Origin of the sequence: Aquirufa aurantiipilula (genome assembly GCF_019923745.1) — a bacterium.
Taxonomy (GTDB): domain Bacteria; phylum Bacteroidota; class Bacteroidia; order Cytophagales; family Spirosomataceae; genus Aquirufa; species Aquirufa aurantiipilula.
On the sequence record NZ_JAANOG010000008.1, the window covers coordinates 127,425 to 154,138 of the forward strand.

Consider the following 26,714-nt stretch of genomic DNA (forward strand, 5'->3'; position numbering starts at 1 on the left):
AAATATTTCATTTAGAATTCTAATTTTGAAAGATAAATAAATCTAAATAATTATGAATTCATCGCGTAGATCATTTTTACAGAAAGGAGCTATTGCTTTAGGAGCAGCAGCCTTCACTTCATCGACATGGGAGGCCCTAGCCAATGCCAAAGCCAAAAAAATAGTTGGGGTTCAATTGTACTCCATTCGGGAAGATATGAAAGTTGACCCTATGGGCACTTTAACAAAATTGGCTGAAATGGGCTACAAATATGTAGAGCATGCTAATTATGTTAACCGTAAGTTTTACGGCTGGTCGGCACAAGAATTTAGAAAAAGATTGGATGGTTTAGGCTTAAAAATGCCTAGTGGTCATACCGTGATGGGTAAACAACATTGGGATGAGTCGAAAAAAGAATTTACTGATTTGTGGAAATACACGGTAGAAGATGCTGCTGTTTGTGGTCAAGAGATTGTAATTAGTCCTTCATTGGATAAGTCAATCCGTACTTCATCTAGTTTATTCAAAACATACATGGATGTGTTTAATAAGTCGGGAGAGTTATGCCAAAAATCGGGAATGCGCTTTGGATACCACAACCATGATTTTGAATTTTCTGAGAAATTGGATGGGGTAACCTTGTTCGATTTAATCATGGAAAATACGGATTCTAAATTAGTAGCTCAACAGTTAGACATAGGTAATATGATTAACGGAGGGGGAGTTCCTGCGGAAATTTTGAAGAAATATCCAGGTCGTTTTGTCTCCATGCATGTGAAAGATGAGATTGCTGCTGCTCCAGGACATGGGGAGAAATATGAAAGTACCATTTTAGGTACGGGAATTATTTCTGTGTTGGATATGGTAAAATTGGGAGAAAAGAAAGGTGGAACCAAGCATTTCATCATTGAGCAAGAATCCTATCAAGGTAAAAAGCCAATTGATTGCGTAAGAGAAGATTTGGAAATCATGAAGAAATGGGGTTACGTTTCTTAGATAGCTAAGGCTAAAAGGATTAGAATTCTTGTTGCTATCATACGATTTGATTTTTTGTATATTGCACCCACTAAATTATCAAGGAAAGAGCTCAGCTCTTTCCTTTTGTTTGCTATAAAATAACCCAGATATGAAAGCATTTGTTACTTTACCTGCCTTATTACTCCTAGGTCCATTGGCTTTTTCACAAGCTTCACTGAAGCCTATTATCAATCAAAAAGCAAAAGCGATTGAATCGAAAACGATTTCCTGGAGAAGGGATTTTCATGAGCACCCAGAATTGGGAAATAATGAGATACGTACTGCGGGAATCATCGCCGCACATTTGAGATCCTTGGGGATAGAGGTACAAGAAAAGGTGGCTAAAACAGGAGTAGTGGGTATTTTGAAAGGAGCTAAGCCTGGACCTGTCGTGGCATTACGTGCTGACATGGATGGTCTACCGGTGACGGAACGAGGTGATTTACCTTTTAAGTCGACGGTCACTACTGAATACAATGGCCAGAAGACAGGTATCATGCATGCCTGTGGACATGATAGTCACATGGCTATTTTGATGTCTGTAGCCGAAATTTTAGCTTCAGAAAAAGCCAATTTAGCCGGAACAGTGAAATTTATATTTCAACCGGCAGAGGAGGGAGTTTATGGAGCTAGAGGAGAAAAAATTGTTTCAGGGGCAGAATTAATGGTTCAAGAAGGCGTTTTAGAAAATCCAAAAGTGGATGCTATTTTTGGCTTGCATATTATGGCGGAAGCAGCAGCTGGAACGATACAATACCGTCCGGGTGCCACCATGGCAGCGGTTGATGAATTGGATATTCAAGTGAAAGGAAAGCAAGCTCACGGAGCTTATCCATGGCAAGGAATTGATCCGATTGTCATCTCATCTCAAATCATCATGGGTTTACAAACCATTGTAAGTCGGAATGTGAATTTGCCAGAAGATCCAGCCATTGTAACAGTGGGAGCTATTCATAGTGGTATTCGCTATAATATTATTCCAGAAAGCGCGAGTATGATTGGAACGATTCGCACGTTTGGAACAGAGCAAAGAAAATTAGTTCACCAACGAATTACGGACATAGCCACTAACATTGCTAAGAGTGGAGGCGCGGTGGCAGATGTACACATTGGAACAGGCTATCCAGCTACCATCAATGATGTCAATTTAGTAGATAAAATGCTTCCTTCCCTTATAGAGTTGAATGGGCGTGATAAAGTGCTTTTAAAACCAGCTCACACGGGTGCAGAAGATTTTAGTTTTTTTCAAGAAAAAATCCCGGGATTCTTTTTCTTTTTGGGAGGAAGGCCTTTAGATAAATTGAACGTCCCTGTGGCAAGTCACCATACCCCTGATTTTCAGATAGATGAGTCTGGATTTCAGCTTGGAGTGAAAGCATTGAGCCATTTAGTTGTTGATTATTTTGAACAAGCCATGCCAGTGGCAAAAAAGAGTAAGAAATAAAAATAGGACTGTCCTTATAAAGACTAGGACGGTTTTAACTTGACAAGATTTAATTTTACTGAAAAAAAAGGAGATATGTCCCAAAATTATCAGCATGTATCCTACCTATGGGAGGATTCAAAAGCAGCGTCTTTATCTGGAAACGAGGTAGATTTATTTATTTACAGATCCAATATTCTTGGAGCAGATTTAAGAATTACAAACTACGGAGGTGGTAATACCTCGGTGAAAATAAAAGATAAAGATCCTTTAACAGGACAGGAGACAGAAGTGATGTGGATTAAAGGTTCTGGTGGAGACATTGGTACTTTAAAAAAATCAGGATGCGCGGCCTTGTATTTGGATCGTTTATTGAGTTTAGAGAATGTCTATCGTGGTTTAGAGCATGAAGATGAAATGGTGGAATTGTTTAACCATTGCATTTTTGATCTAGCTTCAAAAGCTCCTTCTATTGACACGCCCTTACATGGTTTTTTACCATTTAAACATATTGATCACTTGCATCCAGATGCGGCTATTGCGATAGCAGCAGCTAAGGACGGAAAGAAAATCACCGAGGAATTATTCGGAGGGCAGATAGGTTGGGTTGGCTGGCAGCGTCCGGGATTTGATTTAGGTTTACAATTGCGTGCTTGCTTGCAAGAGGCAGCGGCTAAAGGAATTCAATTGCGTGGTATCATGTTAGGTTCCCATGGATTATTTACTTGGGCTGATACATCGTATGATTGTTATTTGAACACGCTGGATGTCATAGAAAAGTGTGCTGAATATATTAAACAAAATGAAGGAAAAACAAGACCAGTATTTGGAGGTCCTAAAATAGCTTCATTAGAAACGGCTAAGCGTATTTCTCAAGCGAAGGCCATTGCTCCTGTCTTGAGAGGATTTTGTTCCTCTTATGTTCAGATGATTGGACATTTCTCGGACGATGAGCGAGTGCTTCAGTTTATCAATTCAAATGATTTGGATGTATTGGCTCCATTAGGAACCTCTTGTCCAGACCATTTCCTTCGTACCAAAATTTCTCCACTGGTTTTGAACTTGAAACCAGATCAAGATTTATCGGATGTGGATGGAATTAAGGCACAAATTCAACCATTGTTTGAGGCATATCGTGTTATGTATGCCGAATACCACGCTACTTGCGCTCGTCCTAACAGCCCAGCCATGCGTGATCCTAACCCGGTCGTTATTTTATACCCAGGTGTAGGTATGTTCACTTTTGCAAAAGATAAGCAAACAGCACGTGTAGCAGCAGAATTCTATACCAATGCCATCAATGTGATGCGTGGTGCAGAGGCTATTTCCAAATACACCTCATTACCTCGCCAAGAGGCATTTGATATTGAGTATTGGTTATTGGAAGAAGCAAAATTACAGCGTATGCCAAAACCAAAGAGCATGTCGGGCCGTGTTGCATTTGTGACAGGTTCAGCAGGAGGAATTGGTAAGGCTATTGCGAAGAAAATGGCTCAAGAAGGTGCTTGCGTAGTTATTAACGATGTGAATGCTGAGCGCATGGAGGAGGCCAAAAAGGAATTTACTTCTTTATTTGGTAAAGATTCCGTTTCTACGGTATTAGCGGATGTTACTAGTCAAGAATCCATCGAAAATGCCATGGGAGAAGCTTGTTTAGCCTTTGGTGGAGTGGATGTGATTGTGAACAATGCGGGTATCAGTATTTCAAAAGGTATTTTGGAGCATACTCAACAAGATTGGGATCGCTTATTTGATATTTTAGTAAAAGGCCAATTCTTGGTTAGTCAAGCAGCTGTGGCTATCATGCGCAAGCAAAATTTAGGAGGAGATATTGTGAATATCGTTTCTAAAAATGCATTTGTTGCAGGACCAAATAACGCAGGTTATGGTTCAGCTAAAGCAGCTCAGGCACATATGACACGTTTATTGGCTGCTGAATTAGGACCAGATCGCATTCGAGTAAATACCGTGAATCCAGATGCAGTGATTGCGGATTCTAATATTTGGGCCGGAGGTTGGGCAGAAGGACGTGCTAAGGCATATGGAATTAAGGTAGAAGAACTACCTGCTTTCTATGCGAAGCGTACTTTATTGAATCAATCTATTTTACCAGAAGATATTGCCAATGCATGTTATGCATTTGTTGGCGGATTGTTGCATAAATCTACCGGAAATGCATTGAATGTAGACGGAGGGGTAGCAGCAGGATTTTTACGTTAAATCGCAGAGAATTACATGTTTGTTGGAGAAAAATTACATGACCACAATGCGCTTCGTTTAGCTGCGCACGAAAGAAGATATGCTTTTATTCAATCGGAGGTAGCCATTCCATCTGATTTAATTACCAAATTGAAAGATTTTCAGATCGCGATTCCATCTTGGGCTTTGGGCACAGGTGGGACGCGATTTGGTCGTTTTTCAGGAGGGGGAGAGCCAAGGAATTTAGAAGAAAAAATTGCTGATGTAGGTTTATTGCATGCATTGAACCAGACTTCGGGAGCCATTTCCTTGCATATTCCATGGGATAGTACTACCAATCCTGCAGCGATTAAGGCCTTAGCAGCTCAGCATGGTTTAGCCTTTGACGCAGTTAATTCCAATACATTTCAAGATCAAGCGAATCAAGCCTTAAGCTATAAATTTGGTTCATTGCAACATGTGGATGCTGCGGTAAGAAAACAAGCCGTTCAGCATAATATTGAGGTAATCCAACAAGGCATTGAATTAGGCTCTAAATCTTTGACTGTTTGGTTATCCGATGGTTCTTGCTTCCCTGGCCAATTGAATTTCAGAAAGGCCTATGAACGTACTGTTGATAGTTTGAAAGAAATCTATGCAGCTTTGCCAAGCGATTGGAAGTTGTTTTTAGAATATAAAGCCTACGAACCTAATTTCTATTCCACTACGGTAGGAGATTGGGGCCAATCTTATTCTATGGTGAATAAATTGGGAGAAAAAGCATATACTTTGGTGGATTTAGGTCATCATTTGCCCAATGCTAATATCGAGCAAATTGTTTCATTATTGTTGATGGAAGGTAAATTGGGTGGTTTCCATTTCAATGATTCCAAATATGGGGATGATGATTTAACTGCTGGTTCGATTAAGCCATACCAGTTGTTTCTGATTTTCAATGAATTAGTGGATGGGATGGATGCGAAAGGAATGAATCATGCCCAAGATTTGGGATGGATGATTGATGCCTCTCACAATGTTAAAGATCCTTTAGAAGATTTATTGCAATCAGTAGAAGCCATTCAAATGGCTTATGCTCAAGCATTGTTGGTAGATCGCGCCGCCTTAGAAGCTGCACGAAATGCGAATGATGTGGTGGCATGTCAAGAGATTTTACAGACGGCTTTCCGTACTGATGTTCGTTCATTGGTGGCTCAAGCACGATTGGAATTGGGAGGAGCCTTGGATCCCTTGGCTTTATTCCGTGAATTAGGTATTAGAAATCAATTGATTCAACAAAGAGGAGCCAAAACCCAAGCTACGGGATTATAAGATGTCAGTGGTGGAGAAACTTCCCGTTATTGCGATTTTTGATATTGGCAAAACCAATAAGAAGCTATTCCTTTGGAATAAAAACTACCAGATTGTATTCGAGCAAAGTCAAAATTTTGCTGAGATTCCTGATGAAGATGGATTCATGGGGGAAGATTTGGCCGCGGTACAATCCTGGGTTTTAGCCTCATTTGCTGAAGTCCAACAAGATGCTCGATTCGATATTTTAGCCTTAAATTTTTCAGGGTATGGAGCTACTGTCGTATTTGTCAATGCCGAAGGAAAAGCTGTTTTGCCATTATATAATTATCTAAAGCCATTTCCAGCTGATTTAGCGAAAGCATTTTATGCTCGCTATGGAGGAGAATCAGAAGTTGCGCGTGCAACCGCATCTCCCATTTTGGGGAGTTTGAATTCTGGCATGATGGCTTATTGGATGGCTAAATCCAAAAATCAAACAAAAGAAATACGATGGGTATTACATTGGCCGAATTATTTGTCCAGTTTATTTACTCATCAATTTTATACCGAGTTAACCTCAGTGGGATGTCATACCCATTTGTGGGACTTTGATCATCAGCGTTATCATGATTGGGTTGAAAAAGAAGGATTAAGGCCTTTGTTGCCTGAAGCGGTTTTAGCCAATCAAACCTTTCCGATGAGCTCATCAAATTTACCTGTTGGTGTGGGTTTACACGATTCATCCTCGGCGTTGATTCCGTATTTGATGCAGTTTAAGGAACCGTTTTTGTTGCTTTCTACGGGTACTTGGTGTATTTCTATGCATCCTTTTAATGCTCAACCATTGACGCCAGTGGAGTTGAAAAACGATGTTTTGTCCTTTTTACAATACAATGGAAAGCCCGTTAAGGCTGCCCGATTATTTGCAGGGAATGAGCATGAAATTCAATTAAAAAGATTGCAAGCTCATTTTGGAGTAGATAAAAAAGCTCATTTAACGGTACCTTATTCCACCTATTTGAATGCAATATTGAGTAATCAAATAGAGAATAAAATGCCTTCCTTGAAAGAGGCTAATGCTGATTTTTTAGCTAATTCTGGTTTTGATGCTCGTGATTTGGGTGATTTTGATAATTTTGATCAAGCCTACCAACAGTTTATGGTAGATTTGGTTGTTCAGCAAATATATTCCTTACGTCTTTTGTTGGATTCTTCTCCAGTAGATCGAATTTTGGTCGATGGAGGGTTTAGTAAAAATGATATTTATATGCACTTATTGGCCTTTGCTTTCCCTGCTGTGGCCATTTATGGAGCAGAAGTAGCGCAAGCTAGTTCCTTGGGAGCTGCGCTTGCTATACATTCAACCTGGAATGATCAAGAAATACCCATTAATTTGGTGAGCCTAAAAAGATATGAAGCATGCGAGTAGCCTTATTTGTTCCTTGTTACATTGATCAATTTTATCCACAAGTAGCCGTTGCTAGTTTAGAATTATTGGAGAAATTGGGTTGTGAGGTTAGTGTACCAGCGAATCAAACTTGCTGTGGTCAACCTATGGCTAATTCGGGTTTTGCCCATATAACTTCAGGCTGTGATAGTAATTTTGCCACCAATTTTTCTGGTTTTGACTATATCGTAGGGCCCTCGGGTTCATGTGTATTGCATTTGAAAGAGCATCACCCTGATGCTAAAATCCGTTCATCTGTATTTGAAATTTGTGAATTTTTAGTGGACGTTTTGAAAGTAAAATCTCTTCCTTCCTATTTTCCACACAAAGTTGGTTTGCATCAAAGTTGCCATGGTCAACGAGGTTTGCGAATTTCATCCATGACAGAATTAAACGAAAAGCCCTTTTCTAAGTTAACATATCTATTGGATTTAGTAGAGGGTTGTGAGTGGAAATATCCAGAGCGACAAGATGAATGTTGTGGTTTCGGCGGAACATTTTGTGTGACCGAAGAAGCTGTTTCGGTAAAAATGGGTCAAGATCGAATACTGGAACATCAAGCCAATGAAGTGGAGTACATTGTTGGTGCCGATACGTCTTGTTTAATGCACATGGAAGGGATTCTGAAACGCTCAGTGTCCCCAGTAGGAGTGAAACATATTGTAGAAATATTGAATGCACATGCTTAGTCACGCGGAAGCTTCTGAAAAATTCATCGCCAATCAAGAAAGAACTGATTGGCATGATGATACCTTGTGGTTTGTCAGATCCAAACGTGATAAGGCCAGTAAATTATTGCCTGAATGGGAGGCATTGCGCGAGCAAGCATCGCAAATAAAGGAACATATGCTGAGTAATTTACCTCAGTATTTGTTGGAGTTTGAAGCAAATGCACAAGCCAATGGCGTTCAGGTTCATTGGGCCAAAGATGCACATGAACACAATGAGATAGTCTATTCCATCATTCAAAAACACGGAGATAAAGCTCTGGTAAAGAGCAAGTCGATGTTGACAGAGGAATGTCATTTGAATGCTTATTTGGAACAAAAAGGAATCGATGTTGTCGATACAGATTTGGGTGAGCGCATTGTTCAGTTTAGAAAAGAAGTACCTAGCCATATCGTTTTACCTGCCATTCACTTAAAAAAGGAAGATGTAGGTGAGACATTTCATCAGCATTTAGGAACACCTAAAGGCAACAAGGATCCTCAATTTTTGACAGAAGCTGCCAGAATTCACTTGAGAGAGAAGTTTTTAGGTGCTAAAGTAGCCATTACGGGTGTCAATTTTGCTGTAGCTGAAACAGGGGAATTTGTGGTATGTACCAATGAGGGGAATGCCGACATGGGAGCACATTTGTCTGATGTACACATTGCCTGTATGGGGATTGAAAAAATTATTCCGAAGCGACAAGACTTAGGCGTATTTCTTCGATTGTTGGCAAGAAGCGCCACAGGACAATTGATTACCACCTATTCCAGTCATTTTGCAAAACCAAGAGCTGGCCAAGAAATGCATATTGTATTGGTCGATAATGGTCGATCTAGGCAATTAGCACGTAATGAGTTTAGGAATTCCCTAAAGTGCATTCGTTGTGCGGCGTGTTTTAATACTTGTCCTGTATATCGTAGAAGCGGCGGACATAGTTATCACCAGCCAGTGGCGGGACCAATTGGCTCTATTTTAGCCCCCAATTTTGATAAAAAAGCAAATGTCGATTTACCATTTGCTAGTACTTTATGTGGAAGTTGTTCCAATGTTTGTCCAGTTAAAATCAATATCCATGAGCAATTGTGGTTTTGGCGACAAGATTTAATGAAGGAGGGATTGGCTCCGGCAGGTAAGGTGTTAGGAATGAAATTCATGGCCTGGATGATGTCCAGTCCTAAGGTTTTTAAATTGGCAGGGGGAATAGGAAGAAAAGTCATGACTTGGTTCCCATTTTTAGTGAATAATGGAATGAATCCTTGGTATAAGCAGAGGGAAATGCCTGAACCGCCTAAACAAAGTTTTCAGGAATGGTATAAATCGAATCGATCATGAGCAGTCGGGAAGAAATAATCAAGGCTTTGCAAGAAGTAAAAGTACCTGCAAAGGCATATCCGGGGGTATTCACAGCTCAGGTAAAGGGTGATGATACATTGGCGGACTTTCTACATTCTATGGTAGTAGTTAGTACTACGGTTATTCAAGTGAAAGAAGGAGCAGATGCCAGTCCAGCTTTGGATAAACATTTTCCTAACATGCAACGAGTTCGTTTAGATCCATTGGCTGATGGATTGAGCTTAGCGGATGTTGATGTCCTGGAAATAGATGGGGATTTTGGTGTGGCTGAAAATGGGGCTATTTGGTTGGATGATTCTAACTTGCCTCATCGGGTGGCGCCTTTTATTTGCCAGCATTTAGTGATTTACTTATCTCAAAAGAATCTTTTGCCCACTTTACAAGAAGCATATATCCGCTTGGGCGACAAACAAACCGGCTTTGGAGTCTTTTTATCGGGCCCATCTAAAACAGCAGACATCGAGCAATCATTGGTGATTGGAGCTCATGGCGCTAGGAGTTTGGTGGTGGTGTTGACCGAATGCTAAACGCTGGCAAGGTTCCGAACCTTGACAGCGTTGGGTTAAGACGGACATTCGAAGTAAAGGTCCTTCGGTCAACGATTTTATTTCTACATTATTTGATCAGTATTTTGATAATGACAAGTTTCCAGGTTTAGGAATCTCAAAACTCCTTTTCAAGAAATTGATAAATTTCTGCCTTCATTTCTATGGGTCAAAGGACAAGAATAAATATTGCATCCAATAGATAAATCCATGACAGTAAAGTCCAACAAAAAGCTTTTTTTTTTCTATCTTGTCCCAATAAGCTTATTTATCATATGAAAGTCTCTCGGAGAAAATTTATTGGGCAGTCCGCACTAGGATTTGCCGCATTTAGTATTGTTCCTCGCCATGTATTAGGTAAGGGTTATTTAGCCCCAAGTGATCAATTGACCAAGGCCATTGTAGGTACTGGTGGAATGGGTCGCGGACATATTCCTTATGCTGGCACTAGAGTAGTTGCGTTATGTGATGTGGACAAAAAGAATTTGCAATTAGGTTTAAATGAGGTAGAGAAAGGAGTTAAATCCTTCAGTGATTACCGCGAATTAATTCAATTGCCTGAAGTGGATATTGTTCACGTGGCTACACCCCCTCATTGGCATGGAATTATTGCTGCCGATGCAGCCAAAGCTGGTAAAGATGTTTGGTGTGAAAAGCCAATGACACGTACCATTGGAGAAGGTAAAAGATTGACAGAGGCGGTTCAACAACATGGCCGAATCTTCCGTTTAAATACCTGGTTCCGTTTTGAAGGCAACTTTTATGGAATGAATACCACCATCAAACCAATCAAGAAATTAGTTGATTCAGGTTTATTGGGATGGCCATTAAAAGTGACCATTTCTAGACATACGGGCTTTGATTGGAAATTCTATTGGGTAGGAAAAACAGGTTTGACTCAACAACCTGTACCGGCAGAATTGGATTATGATATGTGGTTAGGACCAGCTCCTTACAAGCCTTACAATGTACATCGTACGCACCAAACTTTCCGTGGTTATTGGGATTATGATGGTGGTGCATTAGGTGATATGGGTCAGCATTACATTGATCCTGTTCAATATTTATTGGGCAAAGATGATACTAGCCCTATTTACGTAGAAGTGGATGCTCCTGTACAGGATGCAGATGCTGTAGGGACCTTCCGTAGAATTACCTATACTTTTGCAGATGGATGTCAAATCGTTTTGGATGGAGAAGGAAGAGATGAAAATGTCGCCTACATTGAAGGTCCAAAAGGGAAAGTTTTCCGTGGATTTAAAACAGACATTCCAGATTTAGAGCGCAAATTGGCTGAATTTCCTGAACCTCCTGCACAGCAAACAGATTTTGTGGATGCCGTAAAAGGAAGAAAAACATTTGCTTTAAATGATCAAAATGGTCACCGTTCTTGTACCATTGTCAATATGGGTTTAATCGCTATGCGTTTGAATAGAAACCTAAAATTTGATCCAGTTAAACAAGAGTTTGTCGGAGATGAAGAGGCCAATCGTTTGATTGATCAACCAATGCGTGCACCATTTACTATGTAATAACAATGAAAAAATATACTACTTCAATACTTAATTTATTGCTGTTGGCTGCCCTTTCGCAAGGGACAGTCCTGGCACAAAAGCAGTCGTCACCTATTTCCGTGAAGACGGGAACCAATGAAGCGGATCGTGCGGCTCGTGTACAAGCGAATTTGAAAATCATCCAAGAGTCCAATGATGTAAATACTCAGGCCATCGCCATGTTGGCATTACAGCCCATTGCTCGTGGTGAATCCATTTCGGTGATTATCCCATTCTTGCAAAAAAACCATTTGGCTGGTCCTGCAGCTCGTTTATTGGTCAAATTGGCTCCATATGGTCAAGATCAAGTGGGAAAAGCTTTGTTAGGCGCTTTGCAAAATGGGAATGCGGCCTATCAAAAAGATATGATTCAAGCTTTGACCGACATTCAGTATAAAGCTGCAGGTGCTGCTATCGAATCTTTATATCCTTCAGCGGATCAACGTACCAATCAATTGATTTTAAAATCGATTGCTGCATTAGGTTCTCCCAATGCGAGTAAAATTTTAAAAGAACAAGCGGCTAAGGCCAATGGTGCTTATGAACCTACCCAAGCTTTGGAATCCTATTTAGCTTTTGTTAAAGCAGCTAAAGATGCCAATGGACTTAGTGTCTTGAATGTTGCATCTTGGCCTGCAGGATCTCAAATTAAGGTCAGTGATGTACTTTTATCCAAGTCAAAAACCCCTGTTGCTTATTTATTAGGGGCATTTGTGAAAACTGCCAATTTTGAAGTGGAAGCATATTTGGTTAAAAATTTAATAAAGTATGCCAAAGCTAGTGATGCTGCTCAAATAGCAGCAGCATTCTCCAAGTGGTCTGATGCAAAGAAAACTTCTTTTGTTCAGGCATCAGGAAATGCCAAAGTAGCTTGGGCATTACCTCAAGTGACTGCCGCTGAAACTTCTAAAAATGTAGGTTTAAGAACAGCTGCTTCTATAGCTCGTTTGAAAATTCAAGCTAATGCAGGCTTAGCCAAAGTTTGGGCTACAGCTGCTAATGGCGATGTAGATGGTATTGCCATAGGGGAAGTTGCCAGCAATTTAGCGGCAAATAGCTTTTTTGAGAAAAACTTGGCTTCGTATTCGCAGTTGAGCGCATCTCAACAAACCATTTTGTTGATTTATGCTTCTTACCGTCAATGGCCAGCGATCAAATCACATGTTTGGAATGCGGTACAGTCCAATGACGCTACTCGTGCTGCAGCTTATCAAGTATTATTCAGATGGGTTAGTCCTGCTGATTTTGATATTATAGCTCAAAAGCTTTCTAATGCAAGTTCAGAGAGTGAAGTTAAGCACTTACAAAGCTGTGTTACCCAGATCCAAAAAATGGATCCAAGTGTAGCTAGTAAAGTGAATGGCTATGCCGTGAAAGCGAAAAATCAATTAAACTGGATTCCATTCGTTTCAGAGGCAGAATCCTTGGTATGGTTGGGCGATTTAGTGAAAAAATCCAAGAATTTGGAAGCCATTAAAGCCTATGTAAAAAGTAATGGTAAGGCTACACAAAATGTTACTCAACAAATCTTACGTTACCGTAATGCCTTGGATTTAACCCAAGATATGGATACCCGTGCTTTGGTGTTTCGAGGTTTAGGTCGTTGCCCAAGTTTATCAGCAATGAGAACTTTGCAAATCGGATTACAAGAAGCCAATGCTCGTTCAGTAGCCGCTGATGGTTTAGCCAATTTATTTGTAGGAAATCCAGAATTACAAAGTCAGATGACGAAGGCTTGGGTCTTGGAAGCGATGCCTTTTGTCTCTTCAGCTGATTTACGTGCTTCCGCTCAGAAAGCTATTGATGCTTTAGGAAATAAAGTAGGATTTTATTCCATGTTCAATGGTAAAGATCTTTCTGGTTGGAAAGGACTTGTTGATAATCCTGTGAAACGTCGTGCTATGTCGGCGGACAGCTTAGCCATTAAGCAAGTGAAAGCAGATGAGAACATGCGTAAGGGATGGTATGCCAAAGATGATGAATTGCATTTTACAGGCCATGGCGATAATTTATGCTCAGTAAAGGATTACCAAGATTTTGAAATGTATGTAGATTGGAAAATCGAAAAAGATGGTGATGCGGGTATTTATTTACGTGGTGCTCCTCAAGTTCAAATCTGGGATATTGCTCGTGTCAATGTAGGAGCTAATGTAGGTTCAGGAGGATTGTATAACAACCAAATCAATGCAAAAAATCCATTGAAATTAGCGGATAATCCGGTAGAAGAATGGAATACATTTTACATCAAAATGGTGGGAGAGCGTGTAACCGTGTATTTGAATGGAGAATTAGTGGTAGACAATACTATTTTAGAAAACTATTGGGATCGTAAAATTCCAATCTTTGTAAAAGATGCTATTGAATTGCAAGCTCATGGTAATCACATTGTTTACCGTAATATCTATGTCAAAGAATTGGAACCTCAGCCATTGCAAACACTTTCAGAAGAAGAGAAAGCGCAAGGTTTTGACTTATTATTTGATGGTTCATCTTTGTTCAAATGGACTGGAAATACCACGGATTATGTGCCTGAAAACGGCAATTTGGTGATTTATCCAAAGCGTGGAGGAAAAGGTAATTTGTTCACAAAGAATGAATATGCCAACTTCCACTTTAAGTTTGATTTCCAATTAACTCCTGGTGCCAACAATGGCTTGGGTATTCGTGCTCCATTGACAGGAGATGCTGCTTATGTAGGCATGGAATTGCAAATTTTGGATAATACGGCGCCTGTTTATGCCAACTTACAACCTTACCAATACCATGGTTCTGTGTATGGAATCATTCCTGCCAAGAAAGGATTCTTAAAGCCTGTGGGCGAGTGGAATCAGCAGGAAGTTATTGCTGAAGGAAATCACATCAAAGTGATTTTGAATGGAGAAGTGATTTTGGATGGGGATATTGCGGAGGCTACTAAAGGTGGAACTCCCGACCATAAAGAACATCCAGGCTTGTTTAATCCAAAAGGACATATTGGATTTTTAGGTCACGGTAATGAATTAAAATTCCGAAACATTCGAGTAAAAGAGCTTGTTCCTGTAGAAACAAAATCAAAAAAACGTAAATAGAAATTCGTTTATATTTTAAACCAATCAACAATGGAGTCGATCGAATTACTGATTAATCGAAAAAAGGTGAAAGTGGAAGTAGATTCCAATACACCTTTGCTATGGGTTCTGAGGGATCATTTATCTCTAGTAGGAACCAAGTATGGTTGCGGTATTGCCCAATGTGGTGCTTGTACTGTATGGATTGATGGAGAACCGATGCGTTCTTGTGTTTTACCTGTTTCTGCGGTAGGTAAATCAGCAGTAACCACCATTGAAGGTTTAAATGAAAAAGCGGAGCACCCAGTTCAAGTAGCTTGGGATGAATTAGATGTACCTCAATGCGGCTATTGCCAAGCTGGTCAAATTATGACAGCCGCCGCTTTATTGAAGAAAAACCCGAAACCTAGCCATGATGATATCGTGGCAGGTATGTCGGAAAATATTTGTCGATGTGGTACCTACCACCGTATTCACAATGCCGTGAAACGTGCCTCTGAAATAGCTTCTGCATCCAACTCTTCTAAAAAGAAATAAAGATGAAAACGACGAGAAGATCATTTATTCAGAAAACAGCCCTACTTAGTGGAGTATTTTCATTAGGATTTGATTGGTTTGATTCTAAAGCTAATTCGGGCATCATCGAACAGATGAATCCTGTTTTGGATGCCAATCGATTCAATGCTTTTTTATCCATTGAAAATACAGGTAAAGTTATTTTGTATTCACCCAACCCAGAAATTGGACAAGGTATTAAAACGGCTTTTCCGATTGTCGTAGCCGAAGAGCTCGATGTCGATTGGAAACAAGTAGAAGTGCGTCAAGCGAATTTAGATACCCAATTATTCGAACGTCAATTGACAGGAGGTAGTGGGGCTCTGAAACATTCATGGGAGCGTTTGCGTAAGGCAGGAGCTACGGCTAGACAAATGCTACTTCAAGCGGCAGCCCAGCAATGGGGTGTTGATGCTAGTAGCTGTAAAACTTCTAAAGGTTTTGTTATTGGTCCTAATAAAGGTCAAAAATTAGCTTATGGTGCTTTGGTAGATGCAGCTTCTAAGCTGGCAGTTCCAACCGAGGTGACCTATAAAAGTCGGGCTGATTATCAATTGATAGGTAGTTTTGTTAAAGGAGTAGATAATTATAAAGTCCTGACTGGAAAACCACAATATGGTTTAGATACCCAGAAGTCGGGCATGGTGGTAGCTCAAATTGTTCGCCCACCGGCATTTGGTTCAACCTTAGTGTCTTTTGATGCTGCTGAGGTAAAAAAGATGCCAGGAATCATTGATGTGGTTTCTTTCAAAAATAAAGTGGCTGTCGTAGGAAAATCTACCTGGGAGGTCATGCAAGCTAGAAAAAAGCTTGTTTGCTCATATTCAGACACCAGTAATTTAGAAAGTGATAGCACACACCAGAAATGGTTTGATGAGGGGATGAAGACCGACAAAGCTAAGGTCGAGCGTAAAGATGGTGATTTTCATGCCGCCATAGCCAAAGCGGCTAAGGTGATTGAAGCCACTTACGAATGTCCATTCTTGTCGCATACCCCAATGGAGCCGATGAACTTCTTTGCGGATGTTAAACCAGGTTCTGTATTACTAGCTGGTCCAACACAAGTTCCACAATCTGCTCAAAAAGCTGTGGCGACTTTATTGGGCGTTCCTGAAAATACGGTTCAAGTGGAATTGACCAAAATGGGCGGTGGTTTTGGCCGTCGATTAAACAATGATTATGCTTTAGAAGCCGCAGAACTTTCCAGTATCATTAAAATGCCTGTTAAAGTGATGTGGACGCGCGAAGATGATATGACTGGAGGTATTTATCGTCCGGCAGTTAGATATCACTTTAAAGCGGGTTTAAATGAGAAAGGGGAGATGATTGCCTACTACTTACGTGGGGTAGGTTTGAATGCGGGTAATAGTACTCGTCAGGATAACTTCCCAGTGGGTGCCATTGATCATGTGTTGATTGAATCATTCAATTATAATTCAGCAATTACCACGGGACCTTGGCGTGCGCCAATTACCAACTTCTTGGCATCAGCTGAACAGTCGTTCTTAGATGAAGTGGCTGTGGCTGCAGGAAAAGACCCAATTCAAATGCGTTTAGACTGGTTACAAAAAGTAAAAACAAACCCAGTTGGAAAGATTACTTACGAACCAGATCGTTTCATTGAAGTGATTAAGCAAGTGGCTGAGAAGGCTAAATGGGGTAAGAAGGGTGCTAATGTTCATCAAGGATTTAGTGTTTATTTCTCTCATTTATCTTATGTAGCTCAAGTAGCGGAAGCCAAAATAGTGGATGGGGAGGCCAAGGTCACGCATGTCACTGCAGTTACTGATTGTGGAGAAGTAATTAACCGTTCGGGTGCTGAAAATCAAGTGATTGGAGGTATTATTGATGGATATGGTCACGCTATGTTCAGTAAGTTGAGTTTTGATAAAGGAGTTCCTCAGCAAAAGAATTTTGATACATATAAATTGATTCGAGGAAATGAAATTCCTACGGTAGAGGCTCATTTTGTAAATAACGGCATAGCTCCCACTGGTTTAGGTGAACCTGCTTTACCGCCAACCGGAGGAGCCGTTGCTAATGCGCTTTTTGCGGCAAACAAGAAACGATTGTATCGTCAACCTTTTGCAGGACCTGATAATGCAAATCTCTAAGGCCAATGGCCCGATTATTTGGTTAACTAATTTACGTGTCATTGCGACTCTCGCAGTGATTTTGATACACTCAGCAGCTAATTTGCTGCTGAGTTTTCATCGTGTTCCTGATATTTTATGGTGGAATGCCAATGTCTATAATGGCTGCATGCGTTTTGCTGTGCCCATTTTTGTGATGCTAACGGGTGCTTTGGTTCTTGGGAAAGAAGAGCCTTATGGCGCATTTGTTTCCAAGTCTTTTCAACGAATCGTTGTGCCCTTCTTATTTTGGAATATCTTTTTTGTGTATTTCAATTGGGCCGTAAGATTAAGGGGAAAAGCTTTCCAATCGGTAGAAGAATTGATTCGCTGGATAGGACAGCAATATTTTACAGGTGGCTCTTACCATTTTTGGTATGTGTACATGGTTATTGGACTTTATTTATTCATTCCCATCATCAGTACTTGGATTCGACAGGCTTCTGAAAGGCAGATACAGTATTTTTTGGGAATTTGGTTGTTGACTATACTGTTTAATAATTCCCATTTTCCAGTGCTTGATTCTCCTGTTCCATTGCCATATTTTACGGGATATTTGGGCTATTTAGTTTTGGGTTATTATTTGAGGCACCAAGAATTCAAAAATCTCAAGCAAATACGATTTTGGGCCATTGCTTTATTCCTTATCGGAACAGCATGGACATTGATAGGAACATATCAATTATCACTGCGGGATGGTAAGTTTTATGGATTGCTGTATGCCAATTTTTCTCCTTCTGTGATGCTTTCTACAGCTGGATTATTCTTGCTTTGTAAGTATTATCCATTTGAGATTCGTGTCTTAATTCCTTTGAGAGAATGGATTAGCTCCCATAGTTATGGCATTTATTTAGTCCATATTTTGGTTTTATTTTATATCGCTAAAATTGGAATACACTATAAATTGGTTCATCCAAGTTTAGGTATTCCCGTGACAGCCTTCAGCTGCTTATTTATATCAGGAGCGATAGTCTGGCTATTAAGAAAAATCCCAGGTGGTGCCAAGGTTTCGGGTTAATTACATACGAATGATGGATCCGTCTTGCATTTCAATGATGCGTTGGGTGCGGGATGCAAATTCATTGTCGTGTGTAACAATTAACAAAGATTGACCATAGTTTTCTGCCAATTCTTTGAAAATATCAAATACGATTTCACTGTTTTTTTTGTCCAAATTCCCTGTAGGCTCATCACCCATAATGATTAATGGGTCATTGATCAGCGCTCTAGCAATTGCCACGCGTTGTTTTTGTCCTCCAGATAATTGATTAGGCTTTTTTAGGGCCTCCTTCTCAATCCCTAAAATTTTCAATTTTTGATAGGCTCTTTCTTGGATTTCTTTGGGAGAATATTTGCCTAATTTTTGACCAGGCAGCATGACATTTTCAAGTACAGAAAATTCATTGAGCAAATAATGAAATTGAAATACAAAGCCAATCTTTTCATTTCGAACAATGGCTAATTCCCCTTCATCTTTTCCTTGCATAGATACGTCATCTATGATGAGATTACCCTCGTAATCGGTATCCATGGTGGAAAGAATGTACAATAAAGTAGATTTACCACATCCTGATTTACCTATCACCGAGACGAATTCCCCTTTGTTCAGACTAAATGAAATATTCTTTAGCACCGGTATAGTCACCGGATCATGAAAGCTTTTACTAATACCCTGCGCTTCTAAAATGATTTGGCTCATGCTACTTTCCTCTAATGATGATAACAGGGTCTATTTTACTAGCTTTCCTCGAAGGGAAATAGCCAGCTAGGTAAGTCGTAATGATAGCAAAAACAGTCCCAATCATATAGTATTTGGGATTGTAATTGATGGGATAGGTTTTAACGGTAGGCAGGGAATTGGTATTAAATGGAATTTGATCAATGATAGCAGATAAACCAAATCCGCCTAGTAGGCCTAAAAATCCACCAAAAACGCCAATGCTTAAGGCTATTAAAATGAAAATACGATTCACATCTTTTCCTGAAAATCCAATGGCTTTTAGGATAGCAATGGAATCCATTTTTTCATATATCATCATGTTCAGAATGTTGTAAATTCCAAAGCCAGCTACAATCAGTAAAGTAACTCCTACAGCATAGGAAATCAAACTTCTGACAGAACTACCTGTTTCAAATTGGGAGTTGGCCGTTTGTATATCAATAGCCTGAATTTCATATATCCTTTGATATTCTTTGGCCACATCAGGAGCCATGAGGATATCATTTAATTTGACTTGTAAGTCAGTAATGTAATTATTGGATTCTCCCAATAGTTTTTGGGTAGTGGAAATCGAAGCATAACTTTGTACATTATCAATATCTTGCAAACCCGATTGAAAAAAACCAACCACTTTTAAAGATAGACGTTCCCCTTTGCTGGAGGTGATTTGAACTACATCTCCCACTTGGGCTAACATTTTTTCGGCTGCCCCTTTGCCTAAAATAATGCTATTGGGAATGTTTTTAAGGTCCATGAAATTACCTTCAGTCACGTAATCATTGAAGAAAAATAATTTATTTTCTGCTTCTGGATCGATGCCATTGATAACTCCCGTAATTTCAATTACCCCCACATTGTAAAATACTTGAGCAGTTACTTTGGGTGCCACTCCAAGAACCCGTGAGTCCGACTTTAAATTTTTAATGATAGCGGCACTGTTTTGAATCTCAAGCCTTTCTGATTTAGGTTTGATAGACCGAATGAAATTGTACTGTTTGGTCTTTTTTGATTGTATGTCAATGGGTTGAAAATCAGAGGCTTTAATTTCCTTGTACAGTCTCACATGAGGTGTTCGGTTCAGTATAAGTCCATCCAATAAGTCATTTAAGCCTGACATAAAGCTTAAAAGTGTAATGAACATGGTGATACTGAAAGTTACGCCAATGGCGGCCACCAAAGTTTGTCTCCAACGGGCTAAAAGAAGAGAAACGGCAATATTTTGAATCAGTTTAAAATTCATTTGCCAGGCATTTTGATCTCATCCTGAGTACTTAAACCCTGAATGATTTCCACTTTTTTGAAATCTTTTAAACCTGTTTTTACCACTAGGGTATCACCTGTGGCTTTAATAACCATGCTGTCTTTAATCAGGTAATTTCTCGGAATTAATAAGGCTTTTTCTTTTTTGAACAGGATGATATTAGCTTCAAAAGTGACATTAGGAAACAAATTTGTTGGCTTTTGAGTGAAGTTAGCTTCGACTAAAAAAGTCTTGCTCCTTTCATTCATAATGGGGTAAATCTTGCTAACTGTAGCTTCAAAAACTTGTCCTTTATAGGCATCCAGCGTTAATAATACCGGTAAACCTTTTTTTACTTTGAAAATATCATCTTCATCCACTTGCATCTCCAAGATGAATTGGGATGGATTACCTAGGATGGCTAAGGGGGTTTGAGGACTGACAATCTCGCCCTTCAGTTTTAATAAATCATATACGATACCATTGACTTGACTTCTCAAGGTATAATCAGCACTTAATTGCTTAGAAATAGATAGATTTTTTTTGGATTGGTCGGCAGAGAATTGAATTTGACGCTTCAGGTCTTTCAGCTTTAAAATAGAGGACAAATAAGCTGTTTTAGAATTTTCGTAAGCTAATTCCCTTTGCTCCAATTCTACTTGAGTTCCAATTTGCTGTTTCCACAAGTTTCTTTGACGAAGCAATAAGGTAGAGTCGGTTCTCCATTTATTCTTCGCTAAATCAACAAATAACTGGGCATCATTGATTTTGCTTTGGTTCTTTGATGCATCAGCAAAATTCGCTGCTAAAGCGGCATTTTCTTGATTTAATTGCTGAGCTACATGGGAAATGGATAAGATGGGATCTCCAATTTTGACGCTGTCACCTTCCTGTACAAATATGCGCTCAACAATACCACTCACTGGCGCAAAGGCCTGATATTGATCTTGGCTTTTTAATAATCCAGAGGCATATACCGATTCGGAAATTGGCCCTTCACTCGGATGTGTAGTTTCGCTTTTATCCTTACAAGCAATAAGGCTAAGAATGAAAACTGATAGATATATCCATTTCATACTACAATTTACAAAATAGTTTGGGGCAAATACATGAGATTCATCATAAAAAAAGAGCTTAGATGACTAAGCTCTTTTCGTTTTTGGAAGATTAAATCGTCCTCATATCAATCACAAATCGGTACTTGACGTCGGATTTGATAATTCGTTCATAAGCTTCATTGATTTGATTCATGGGAATCAATTCTATGTCGGACAATATATTATGCTCGGCGCAGTAATTCAACATTTCTTGTGTCTCGGCTATTCCTCCGATGTTAGAACCAATGATACTTCTTCTTTTGGAAATTAAGCTAGCCGCTGCAATACGGTGGTCTTCAGGAGGAATTCCAACAATCAGCATTTTACCCTCCAATTTTAATAAATGAAGAAATGCGTTCATGTCATGATGCGCAGCTACTGTGTTAAGTATAAAGTCAAAATGATTACTAAGTTTTTTCATTTGTTCTTTATCGGTAGATAAAACAAAATGATGAGCTCCTAGTCTTTTGGCATCGGCCTCTTTGGAAGGGGAGGTGCTTAGCATGGTTACCTCGGCACCCATGGCAACGGCAAATTTTACGCCCATGTGACCAAGTCCTCCTAATCCTAAAACGGCTACTTTATGACCCTTACCAACCCCTGCAAATTTAAGCGGAGAATAGGTCGTGATTCCCGCACAAAGTAAAGGAGCCACTTGATCTAAATGATCAGTAAATGGAATATGTAAAGTGTATTTTTCATCGACTACAATGTTGGAAGAATAACCCCCGAAAGTCGGTGTTTTTCCATCTCTTTCAAATCCATTGTAGGTAGGAGTGAAATTGTTATCACAATATTGTTCTTGACCACCTTGACAAGATGGGCAAGTGCGGCAAGAGTCCACAAATACGCCCACACCAGCTGTTTGGCCCACTTTAAATTGAGTCACAGCCGAACCTACGGCTTTAACGATACCAACAATTTCGTGGCCAGGGACAATCGGATAAACGGAAGGCCCCCATTCTGAGCGTGCCATATGTATATCGGAGTGACAAACACCACAATATAAAATGTCAATAGAAACGTCGTGTGCGCCTAAATCTCTACGTTCAATTTGCATAGGAGCAATGGCTGAATCTTTATTGATTGCTCCGTAACTTTTTACTGGATTCATGGGAATGTATGTTTTAAAGGGGAATTTAGGTGTGTTTGTTTAACCTGCTTCGAGAATAAATGTTTTCATTCAGAAAATAAATGAAAGCTTTTGATAATCACGACAACTTAAAGGTCCACAAAACTAGATGAAAAAAATAGCATGTTTATCCTGATTTTTTACATCATTTTAGGATAGTATCCTTCTATTTTACTACAGGAAAAGCCACAATTCTTAATCTTGTAAATCCAAAAGGTATTAAAGTGATTTTTTCTGATTTTTCTTCTGCTGGTCCAAGGTAATCCCCATTTCGTGTGGTTACGGGTTGGTGTGCTACCCCGGCATTGCTTTTCCAATCAGGTAGTTTTTTGCCTTCCAACACGATTTCCATTGGGGCGCTTGCTTGATTCCAAAGGAAATCCTTCGGGAATGACTTCGTGATTAGGGATGCATGTTCCGTGGGCTTTTCCACAAACTTTTTCAAAACCGCATAATTCCAATCGCTTTTGGGTAAAATTTCAAAATACTCTCCTTCTTGCGGATGAACATTTTTTTGGAAGTCTTCTTGAATTTTAAGGGCAAAGATGAGTGCTCCGTATTCTACTGATCTGGAATTTTTACCCCAGTTTTGAGTTCGTATTTTAGCAGGAAATTGCAAGGTGATTTGATCTCCAGGATTCCATACACGATTGATTTTAGCTATTTTCCCTCCTTTTTCTCTTTGCAATTCCTGTCCATTAAGCCAAATTACTGCTTCTTCACACCAAGTTGGAATTCTAAATTCCAATGGGAATGATTGCTTTTTTTCGGGATTAATATTGAACTGGATTTGATTCTCAAAGGGATAATTGGTCTTTTCTTCAATCTGAACTTTGATTCCTGAAGACAAGGTTGTTATCAGTTTATTGGGTCCATATACCAATGCCGCAAAACCACCTTCGGGAGTTTTGTACCAGAGGTGCGACATGTATTTTGGCCATGCTTGGTGCATGTTAGCTGTACAACAGGTATATCCACTATATGGGCCGTAGACATTGTTCATGCCCCTCCAGAAAGGTAAAGAAAAACTATAAACTCCTTTTTTTACTTCTACTTGATTGGCCATTCCAAAGTACTGTTTACCATTGAAATCTTCTGTAATTTGGGCTGGTAAGGCATTGAATGTCATACGTTCTAGGGCATCCATGTATTCTGTATCACCCGTAATAGAAATGATTTGTTCCAGAGAAAACATTGTTTCCGTAGTCGCACATAATTCAGTTCCTTGTATGGGGTCGTTTCCATGCAAATCTTCATCTCCTGAAAACATACCATGTGGCAAGCCATGCAAGGTCATTAAATCTCGAAAGCCCGTTTTTAAGGATTGTAAATAGTAAGGATCTTTTTTCGACTGAGAATAAATGGCTGGCAGTTTGATTCCCATACCTACATTAACAGCATGGCGGTCCATCCAGCGCTGATCATTTTGTTGGTATGCAGCTTGAATAGCCCAATCTCTTTTCCCCAATAAATCAGTCCAATTGGTGGTTTGAGAATAGATTAAATCACCTAATTCCAATAAAAATGGATCTTTGGTTTGTCGGTATAGCCAATAAACCACCATGAGATTATCTCCACCTCTGGACTGTGCCCATTCGGTGTATTTGACAAGGGGAGTATTTTTTAAATTCTTCCATTGGAATTGAAAATACTTCGTCATGAATGGAATAACACGTGGGTCCTGACTGACTTGATAATACTGTTGCAATATTTTCAGCATGATCATACGCGGCCACCAATCCGCGGCTTGCTCACCAGTTTCGGCCATTTTGCCGGTTTCTTTCTCGTATTTACTGTAAGGACCAAAGAAGCCAGACGGACGCTGCTGAGACAAGGTCCAATTGACATAGTTCAATACTTTTTTAATCAAAACCGAATCACCACTCAAATAGGCTGCTGGTAAGGCACCATCCAACCAATAAGGTGTTTCTTCCCAATCATCGCCTTTGCCTCCTAACCAGCCATTATCTGTTTTAATCTTCTTGTGATTTTCATCCAAATGACCTGTGGAATTTTTAACCATGACATCCACTTGTTGTTTCAGCCATCCCGTCGGTTGAATTTGTCCCAAAGGAACCTCTTCATAGGCCAAAGGACTAAGACGTGATTTCTGAGCCATTATGGAATTTGGAAATCCACTTAATGCCAGTAGACTAGCGAATAACAGGAAGGTTTTCATCGTTCAAAGGTTTTGTAGGTCAATGCCATATTAGGGCTGTCGCAAATGATAACTTTTAGTCTTGGTAAATGCACGAATACCTTGGTGTGAAAGGGTTGCACCAAAGCCCGAATGTTTGCGGCCACTCCAAGGTAAAGCTGCACTTACTCGGTCGCAGCAATTCCAATATGCCGTTCCGGAATCCATTTGAGCTAAAATCTGATTAGCTCTACTTTCATTGGCACTGTAGACCGACGAGGTAAGTCCATAGGCTGTATCTTTCATCAGAGCTATCGCTTCTGCATCATCTTTTACTTTTTGTATACCAATTATAGGGCCAAATGATTCCTCTTTCATCACATCCATCTGGTGATTGACATTCACTAACACGGTTGGTTCAAAATAATAACCTGTGCCTGCCACGGCTTTCCCTCCTGTTAAAATGCTTGCTCCTAAATCGACAGCCTGCTTTACTTGTTGTTCCAGTACGGATATTTGTGCTTTTCTAGAAAGAGGCCCCAGATATACGCCATCTTCCGTAGGTGCACCCATTTTCCAAGATTTCACTTCTTTGACAAATTCCGCCACGTAAGCATCATAGACTTTTTCATGTACATAAATCCGTTCTACCGAACAGCAACTTTGTCCATTATTATAAAAAGCACCATCGGCGGTTCCTGCAGCAATTCCAGCGATGTCTTGAACGTCATCGGTAACATACAATGGATCTTTACCACCTAATTCGCATTGTACAGGGACCATTTTAGGGGCCACCTGCGTATATATTTTTTGGCCAGTTTGATACGAACCAGTGAAATAGTAACCGTTAAATGGCATATCTAATAAATGAGCACCTACCGAAGCGGCTCCAAGGGCGATTTGGAATACATTTTTAGGAACACCAGCTTGATGGAAATATTTCTCAATCGATAAACCAGTTAAACTTGCATATTCAGAAGGTTTATACATCACGGCATTACCAGCTAATAGAGCTGGAACAAAAACATTGGTGCCTACCAAATAAGGGTAATTCCAAGCCGATATATTGCAAATAACACCTAATGGTTCATAAACTATTTTTTCTTGCATGCCTGAGCCATCAGACATAATCTCTTCTTTTAAATAAGTAGAAGCATGGTCACAAAGCCATTGTATTCTTCCTCTGGCACCATTAATTTCATTTCGCGACTGTTGCAAAGGTTTGCCCACTTCAGAACTTAAAATAGCGGCTAATTCTTCTCGATTTTCCTCTAAAAGGGCAGCAAATTTCATAAGAATTTCAATTCGTTCAGCTAATGGTTTAGCTGACCAGCCAATTTGACCTTGTTGCAAAAGGGATAACTTTTGCCCTAAAGTAGTTGCATTATCTTCTGTTAATTCTTGAATTACTTGCTCGGTGGCGGGGTTAATAACTTGCATAATTTATCTTGAATGTATATTCGAGGCTAAAAATGATTGTTTGATGTTTTCGGAAAAAGGATTTTGTTCTTTTTCTTCCATACGCTCGGGATGCCATTGCACACAGAGCATAAAAGCTTGATTTTCTTTATTTTGGTATTCCAAGGCCTCGGGGCTTTGGCTATCTGTTGACCAAGCTGAAATAAATAGATTCTCGCCTAGTTGTTTAGGATCTATAGCCTGATGATGGGCGGAATTAACTTCACCAGTGCTTTTCTGACTAATAGCAGCTAAAAGACTTCCTTCGCTTACTTGAATTTGGTGTTTTCTGTCGGTATTACCTGCTTTTTTATGAATCAAATTGGCAGTTTCTCCTAAGTCTTGAATGAGTTTTCCTCCTTCAACTACTTGTACTAATTGCATACCCCGACAAATCCCCAACAAAGGTTTTTGATGGTTTTTGGCATGTAAATAGATGGAAGCTTCAAAATGATCTCTTTCCGTTTCGAATTCTTCTGGTTTATGTGGATACTCGGGAGTACCATGGTATAGTGCGGTATCGATATCACAACCACCACTAAGGACAAATCCATCACAAGATTCAAAATCAGAAAGGGTACTAAAGTTAGCTTTCAGTTCTACTAGTTCCACCTTTCCTGCATGAACCTCTGGGTCAAACCACCTAAGGTAATTTTGGAAATTGGTTGCACTAAAACTGATGCCCAAGCGGATTTTCAT

20 protein-coding genes are annotated in these 26,714 nt (G+C 39.8%); 13 read left to right on the top strand and 7 right to left on the bottom strand.

All coding sequences use genetic code 11. From position 1 onward, the window contains the following. Positions 1 to 52: 52 nt before the first annotated feature. The 13 genes from G9H60_RS10260 to G9H60_RS10320 all read left to right on the top strand — a co-directional run bounded on the left by G9H60_RS10260 (position 53) and on the right by G9H60_RS10320 (position 18,249). Positions 53 to 976 (top strand): sugar phosphate isomerase/epimerase family protein, encoded by a 924-nt coding sequence (locus G9H60_RS10260; protein ID WP_223143966.1) that lies wholly within the window; start codon positions 53 to 55, stop codon positions 974 to 976. Positions 977 to 1,106: 130 nt separating this feature from the next. Next, a complete protein-coding gene (locus tag G9H60_RS10265) occupies positions 1,107 to 2,441 on the top strand; it encodes an amidohydrolase (protein WP_223143967.1) in 1,335 nt (444 codons plus the stop codon). Positions 2,442 to 2,516: 75 nt separating this feature from the next. Beyond that, on the top strand, positions 2,517 to 4,640 hold the full coding sequence (locus tag G9H60_RS10270) for a bifunctional aldolase/short-chain dehydrogenase (RefSeq protein WP_223143968.1): 2,124 nt from the start codon (positions 2,517 to 2,519) through the stop codon (positions 4,638 to 4,640). Between the two features lie 15 nt (positions 4,641 to 4,655). Then, complete coding sequence (locus tag G9H60_RS10275; RefSeq protein WP_223143969.1) at positions 4,656 to 5,927, top strand: TIM barrel protein; 1,272 nt, start codon at positions 4,656 to 4,658, stop codon at positions 5,925 to 5,927. Positions 5,928 to 5,937: 10 nt separating this feature from the next. Next, positions 5,938 to 7,317, top strand: coding sequence for an FGGY-family carbohydrate kinase (locus G9H60_RS10280; RefSeq protein ID WP_276343313.1), 1,380 nt, complete (start codon positions 5,938 to 5,940; stop codon positions 7,315 to 7,317). After that, the gene (locus tag G9H60_RS10285; protein WP_223143971.1) at positions 7,308 to 8,024 is read left to right on the top strand and encodes a (Fe-S)-binding protein; all 717 of its coding nucleotides are present in this window, start codon (positions 7,308 to 7,310) and stop codon (positions 8,022 to 8,024) included. Before G9H60_RS10280 ends, G9H60_RS10285 begins: the two co-directional genes overlap by 10 nt. Further along, positions 8,011 to 9,378 carry a lactate utilization protein B gene (locus G9H60_RS10290; protein ID WP_223143972.1) on the top strand — a complete coding sequence of 456 codons (1,368 nt, stop codon included), beginning with the start codon at positions 8,011 to 8,013 and terminating at the stop codon, positions 9,376 to 9,378. Before G9H60_RS10285 ends, G9H60_RS10290 begins: the two co-directional genes overlap by 14 nt. Next, positions 9,375 to 9,926 carry a LutC/YkgG family protein gene (locus G9H60_RS10295; RefSeq protein ID WP_223143973.1) on the top strand — a complete coding sequence of 184 codons (552 nt, stop codon included), beginning with the start codon at positions 9,375 to 9,377 and terminating at the stop codon, positions 9,924 to 9,926. Before G9H60_RS10290 ends, G9H60_RS10295 begins: the two co-directional genes overlap by 4 nt. Positions 9,927 to 10,219: 293 nt before the next feature. After that, positions 10,220 to 11,476, top strand: a complete 1,257-nt coding sequence (locus G9H60_RS10300; protein ID WP_223143974.1) for a Gfo/Idh/MocA family oxidoreductase — start codon at positions 10,220 to 10,222, stop codon at positions 11,474 to 11,476. A gap of 5 nt (positions 11,477 to 11,481) precedes the next feature. After that, entirely contained in the window at positions 11,482 to 14,565 is a 3,084-nt protein-coding gene (locus G9H60_RS10305) for a 3-keto-disaccharide hydrolase (RefSeq protein ID WP_223143975.1), read from the top strand. A 30-nt stretch (positions 14,566 to 14,595) separates the two neighbouring features. Next, positions 14,596 to 15,081, top strand: a complete 486-nt coding sequence (locus tag G9H60_RS10310; protein ID WP_223143976.1) for a (2Fe-2S)-binding protein — start codon at positions 14,596 to 14,598, stop codon at positions 15,079 to 15,081. 2 nt (positions 15,082 to 15,083) lie between these two features. Continuing rightward, a complete protein-coding gene (locus G9H60_RS10315) occupies positions 15,084 to 17,213 on the top strand; it encodes a xanthine dehydrogenase family protein molybdopterin-binding subunit (RefSeq protein ID WP_223143977.1) in 2,130 nt (709 codons plus the stop codon). Next, entirely contained in the window at positions 17,200 to 18,249 is a 1,050-nt protein-coding gene (locus G9H60_RS10320; protein ID WP_223143978.1) for an acyltransferase, read from the top strand. Before G9H60_RS10315 ends, G9H60_RS10320 begins: the two co-directional genes overlap by 14 nt. Here G9H60_RS10320 and G9H60_RS10325 read toward each other — a convergent pair whose 3' ends face one another. From G9H60_RS10325 to G9H60_RS10355, 7 genes are all read right to left on the bottom strand, one after another. Next, the gene (locus G9H60_RS10325; protein WP_223143979.1) at positions 18,250 to 18,930 is read right to left on the bottom strand and encodes an ABC transporter ATP-binding protein; all 681 of its coding nucleotides are present in this window, start codon (positions 18,928 to 18,930) and stop codon (positions 18,250 to 18,252) included. 1 nt (position 18,931) lies between these two features. Beyond that, positions 18,932 to 20,191, bottom strand: coding sequence for an ABC transporter permease (locus G9H60_RS10330; RefSeq protein WP_223143980.1), 1,260 nt, complete (start codon positions 20,189 to 20,191; stop codon positions 18,932 to 18,934). After that, positions 20,188 to 21,267: an efflux RND transporter periplasmic adaptor subunit gene (locus G9H60_RS10335; RefSeq protein ID WP_223143981.1), complete on the bottom strand. Its 1,080-nt coding sequence runs from the start codon at positions 21,265 to 21,267 to the stop codon at positions 20,188 to 20,190. The genes G9H60_RS10330 and G9H60_RS10335 overlap by 4 nt, the downstream gene beginning before the upstream one ends. Positions 21,268 to 21,358: 91 nt before the next feature. Beyond that, a complete protein-coding gene (locus tag G9H60_RS10340) occupies positions 21,359 to 22,402 on the bottom strand; it encodes an NAD(P)-dependent alcohol dehydrogenase (protein WP_223143982.1) in 1,044 nt (347 codons plus the stop codon). Positions 22,403 to 22,586: 184 nt separating this feature from the next. Then, positions 22,587 to 24,599, bottom strand: coding sequence for a beta-L-arabinofuranosidase domain-containing protein (locus G9H60_RS10345; protein WP_223143983.1), 2,013 nt, complete (start codon positions 24,597 to 24,599; stop codon positions 22,587 to 22,589). 30 nt (positions 24,600 to 24,629) lie between these two features. Then, positions 24,630 to 25,997: an aldehyde dehydrogenase family protein gene (locus G9H60_RS10350; RefSeq protein ID WP_223143984.1), complete on the bottom strand. Its 1,368-nt coding sequence runs from the start codon at positions 25,995 to 25,997 to the stop codon at positions 24,630 to 24,632. 3 nt (positions 25,998 to 26,000) lie between these two features. Beyond that, on the bottom strand, positions 26,001 to 26,714 hold the full coding sequence (locus G9H60_RS10355; RefSeq protein WP_223143985.1) for a gamma-glutamyl-gamma-aminobutyrate hydrolase family protein: 714 nt from the start codon (positions 26,712 to 26,714) through the stop codon (positions 26,001 to 26,003).

Excerpts from the sequence above, each read along its gene's own strand:
- G9H60_RS10350 (WP_223143984.1), bottom strand. The coding sequence starts at position 25,997 with ATGCAAGTTATTAACCCCGCCACCGAGCAAGTAATTCAAGAATTAACA.
- G9H60_RS10330 (WP_223143980.1), bottom strand. The coding sequence starts at position 20,191 with ATGAATTTTAAACTGATTCAAAATATTGCCGTTTCTCTTCTTTTAGCC.
- G9H60_RS10335 (WP_223143981.1), bottom strand. The coding sequence starts at position 21,267 with ATGAAATGGATATATCTATCAGTTTTCATTCTTAGCCTTATTGCTTGT.
- G9H60_RS10325 (WP_223143979.1), bottom strand. The coding sequence starts at position 18,930 with ATGAGCCAAATCATTTTAGAAGCGCAGGGTATTAGTAAAAGCTTTCAT.
- G9H60_RS10290 (WP_223143972.1), top strand. The coding sequence starts at position 8,011 with ATGCACATGCTTAGTCACGCGGAAGCTTCTGAAAAATTCATCGCCAAT.
- G9H60_RS10355 (WP_223143985.1), bottom strand. The coding sequence starts at position 26,714 with ATGAAAATCCGCTTGGGCATCAGTTTTAGTGCAACCAATTTCCAAAAT.
- G9H60_RS10260 (WP_223143966.1), top strand. The coding sequence starts at position 53 with ATGAATTCATCGCGTAGATCATTTTTACAGAAAGGAGCTATTGCTTTA.
- G9H60_RS10275 (WP_223143969.1), top strand. The coding sequence starts at position 4,656 with ATGTTTGTTGGAGAAAAATTACATGACCACAATGCGCTTCGTTTAGCT.
- G9H60_RS10320 (WP_223143978.1), top strand. The coding sequence starts at position 17,200 with ATGCAAATCTCTAAGGCCAATGGCCCGATTATTTGGTTAACTAATTTA.
- G9H60_RS10305 (WP_223143975.1), top strand. The coding sequence starts at position 11,482 with ATGAAAAAATATACTACTTCAATACTTAATTTATTGCTGTTGGCTGCC.
- G9H60_RS10300 (WP_223143974.1), top strand. The coding sequence starts at position 10,220 with ATGAAAGTCTCTCGGAGAAAATTTATTGGGCAGTCCGCACTAGGATTT.
- G9H60_RS10310 (WP_223143976.1), top strand. The coding sequence starts at position 14,596 with ATGGAGTCGATCGAATTACTGATTAATCGAAAAAAGGTGAAAGTGGAA.
- G9H60_RS10265 (WP_223143967.1), top strand. The coding sequence starts at position 1,107 with ATGAAAGCATTTGTTACTTTACCTGCCTTATTACTCCTAGGTCCATTG.
- G9H60_RS10345 (WP_223143983.1), bottom strand. The coding sequence starts at position 24,599 with ATGAAAACCTTCCTGTTATTCGCTAGTCTACTGGCATTAAGTGGATTT.
- G9H60_RS10285 (WP_223143971.1), top strand. The coding sequence starts at position 7,308 with ATGCGAGTAGCCTTATTTGTTCCTTGTTACATTGATCAATTTTATCCA.
- G9H60_RS10295 (WP_223143973.1), top strand. The coding sequence starts at position 9,375 with ATGAGCAGTCGGGAAGAAATAATCAAGGCTTTGCAAGAAGTAAAAGTA.
- G9H60_RS10270 (WP_223143968.1), top strand. The coding sequence starts at position 2,517 with ATGTCCCAAAATTATCAGCATGTATCCTACCTATGGGAGGATTCAAAA.
- G9H60_RS10315 (WP_223143977.1), top strand. The coding sequence starts at position 15,084 with ATGAAAACGACGAGAAGATCATTTATTCAGAAAACAGCCCTACTTAGT.
- G9H60_RS10340 (WP_223143982.1), bottom strand. The coding sequence starts at position 22,402 with ATGAATCCAGTAAAAAGTTACGGAGCAATCAATAAAGATTCAGCCATT.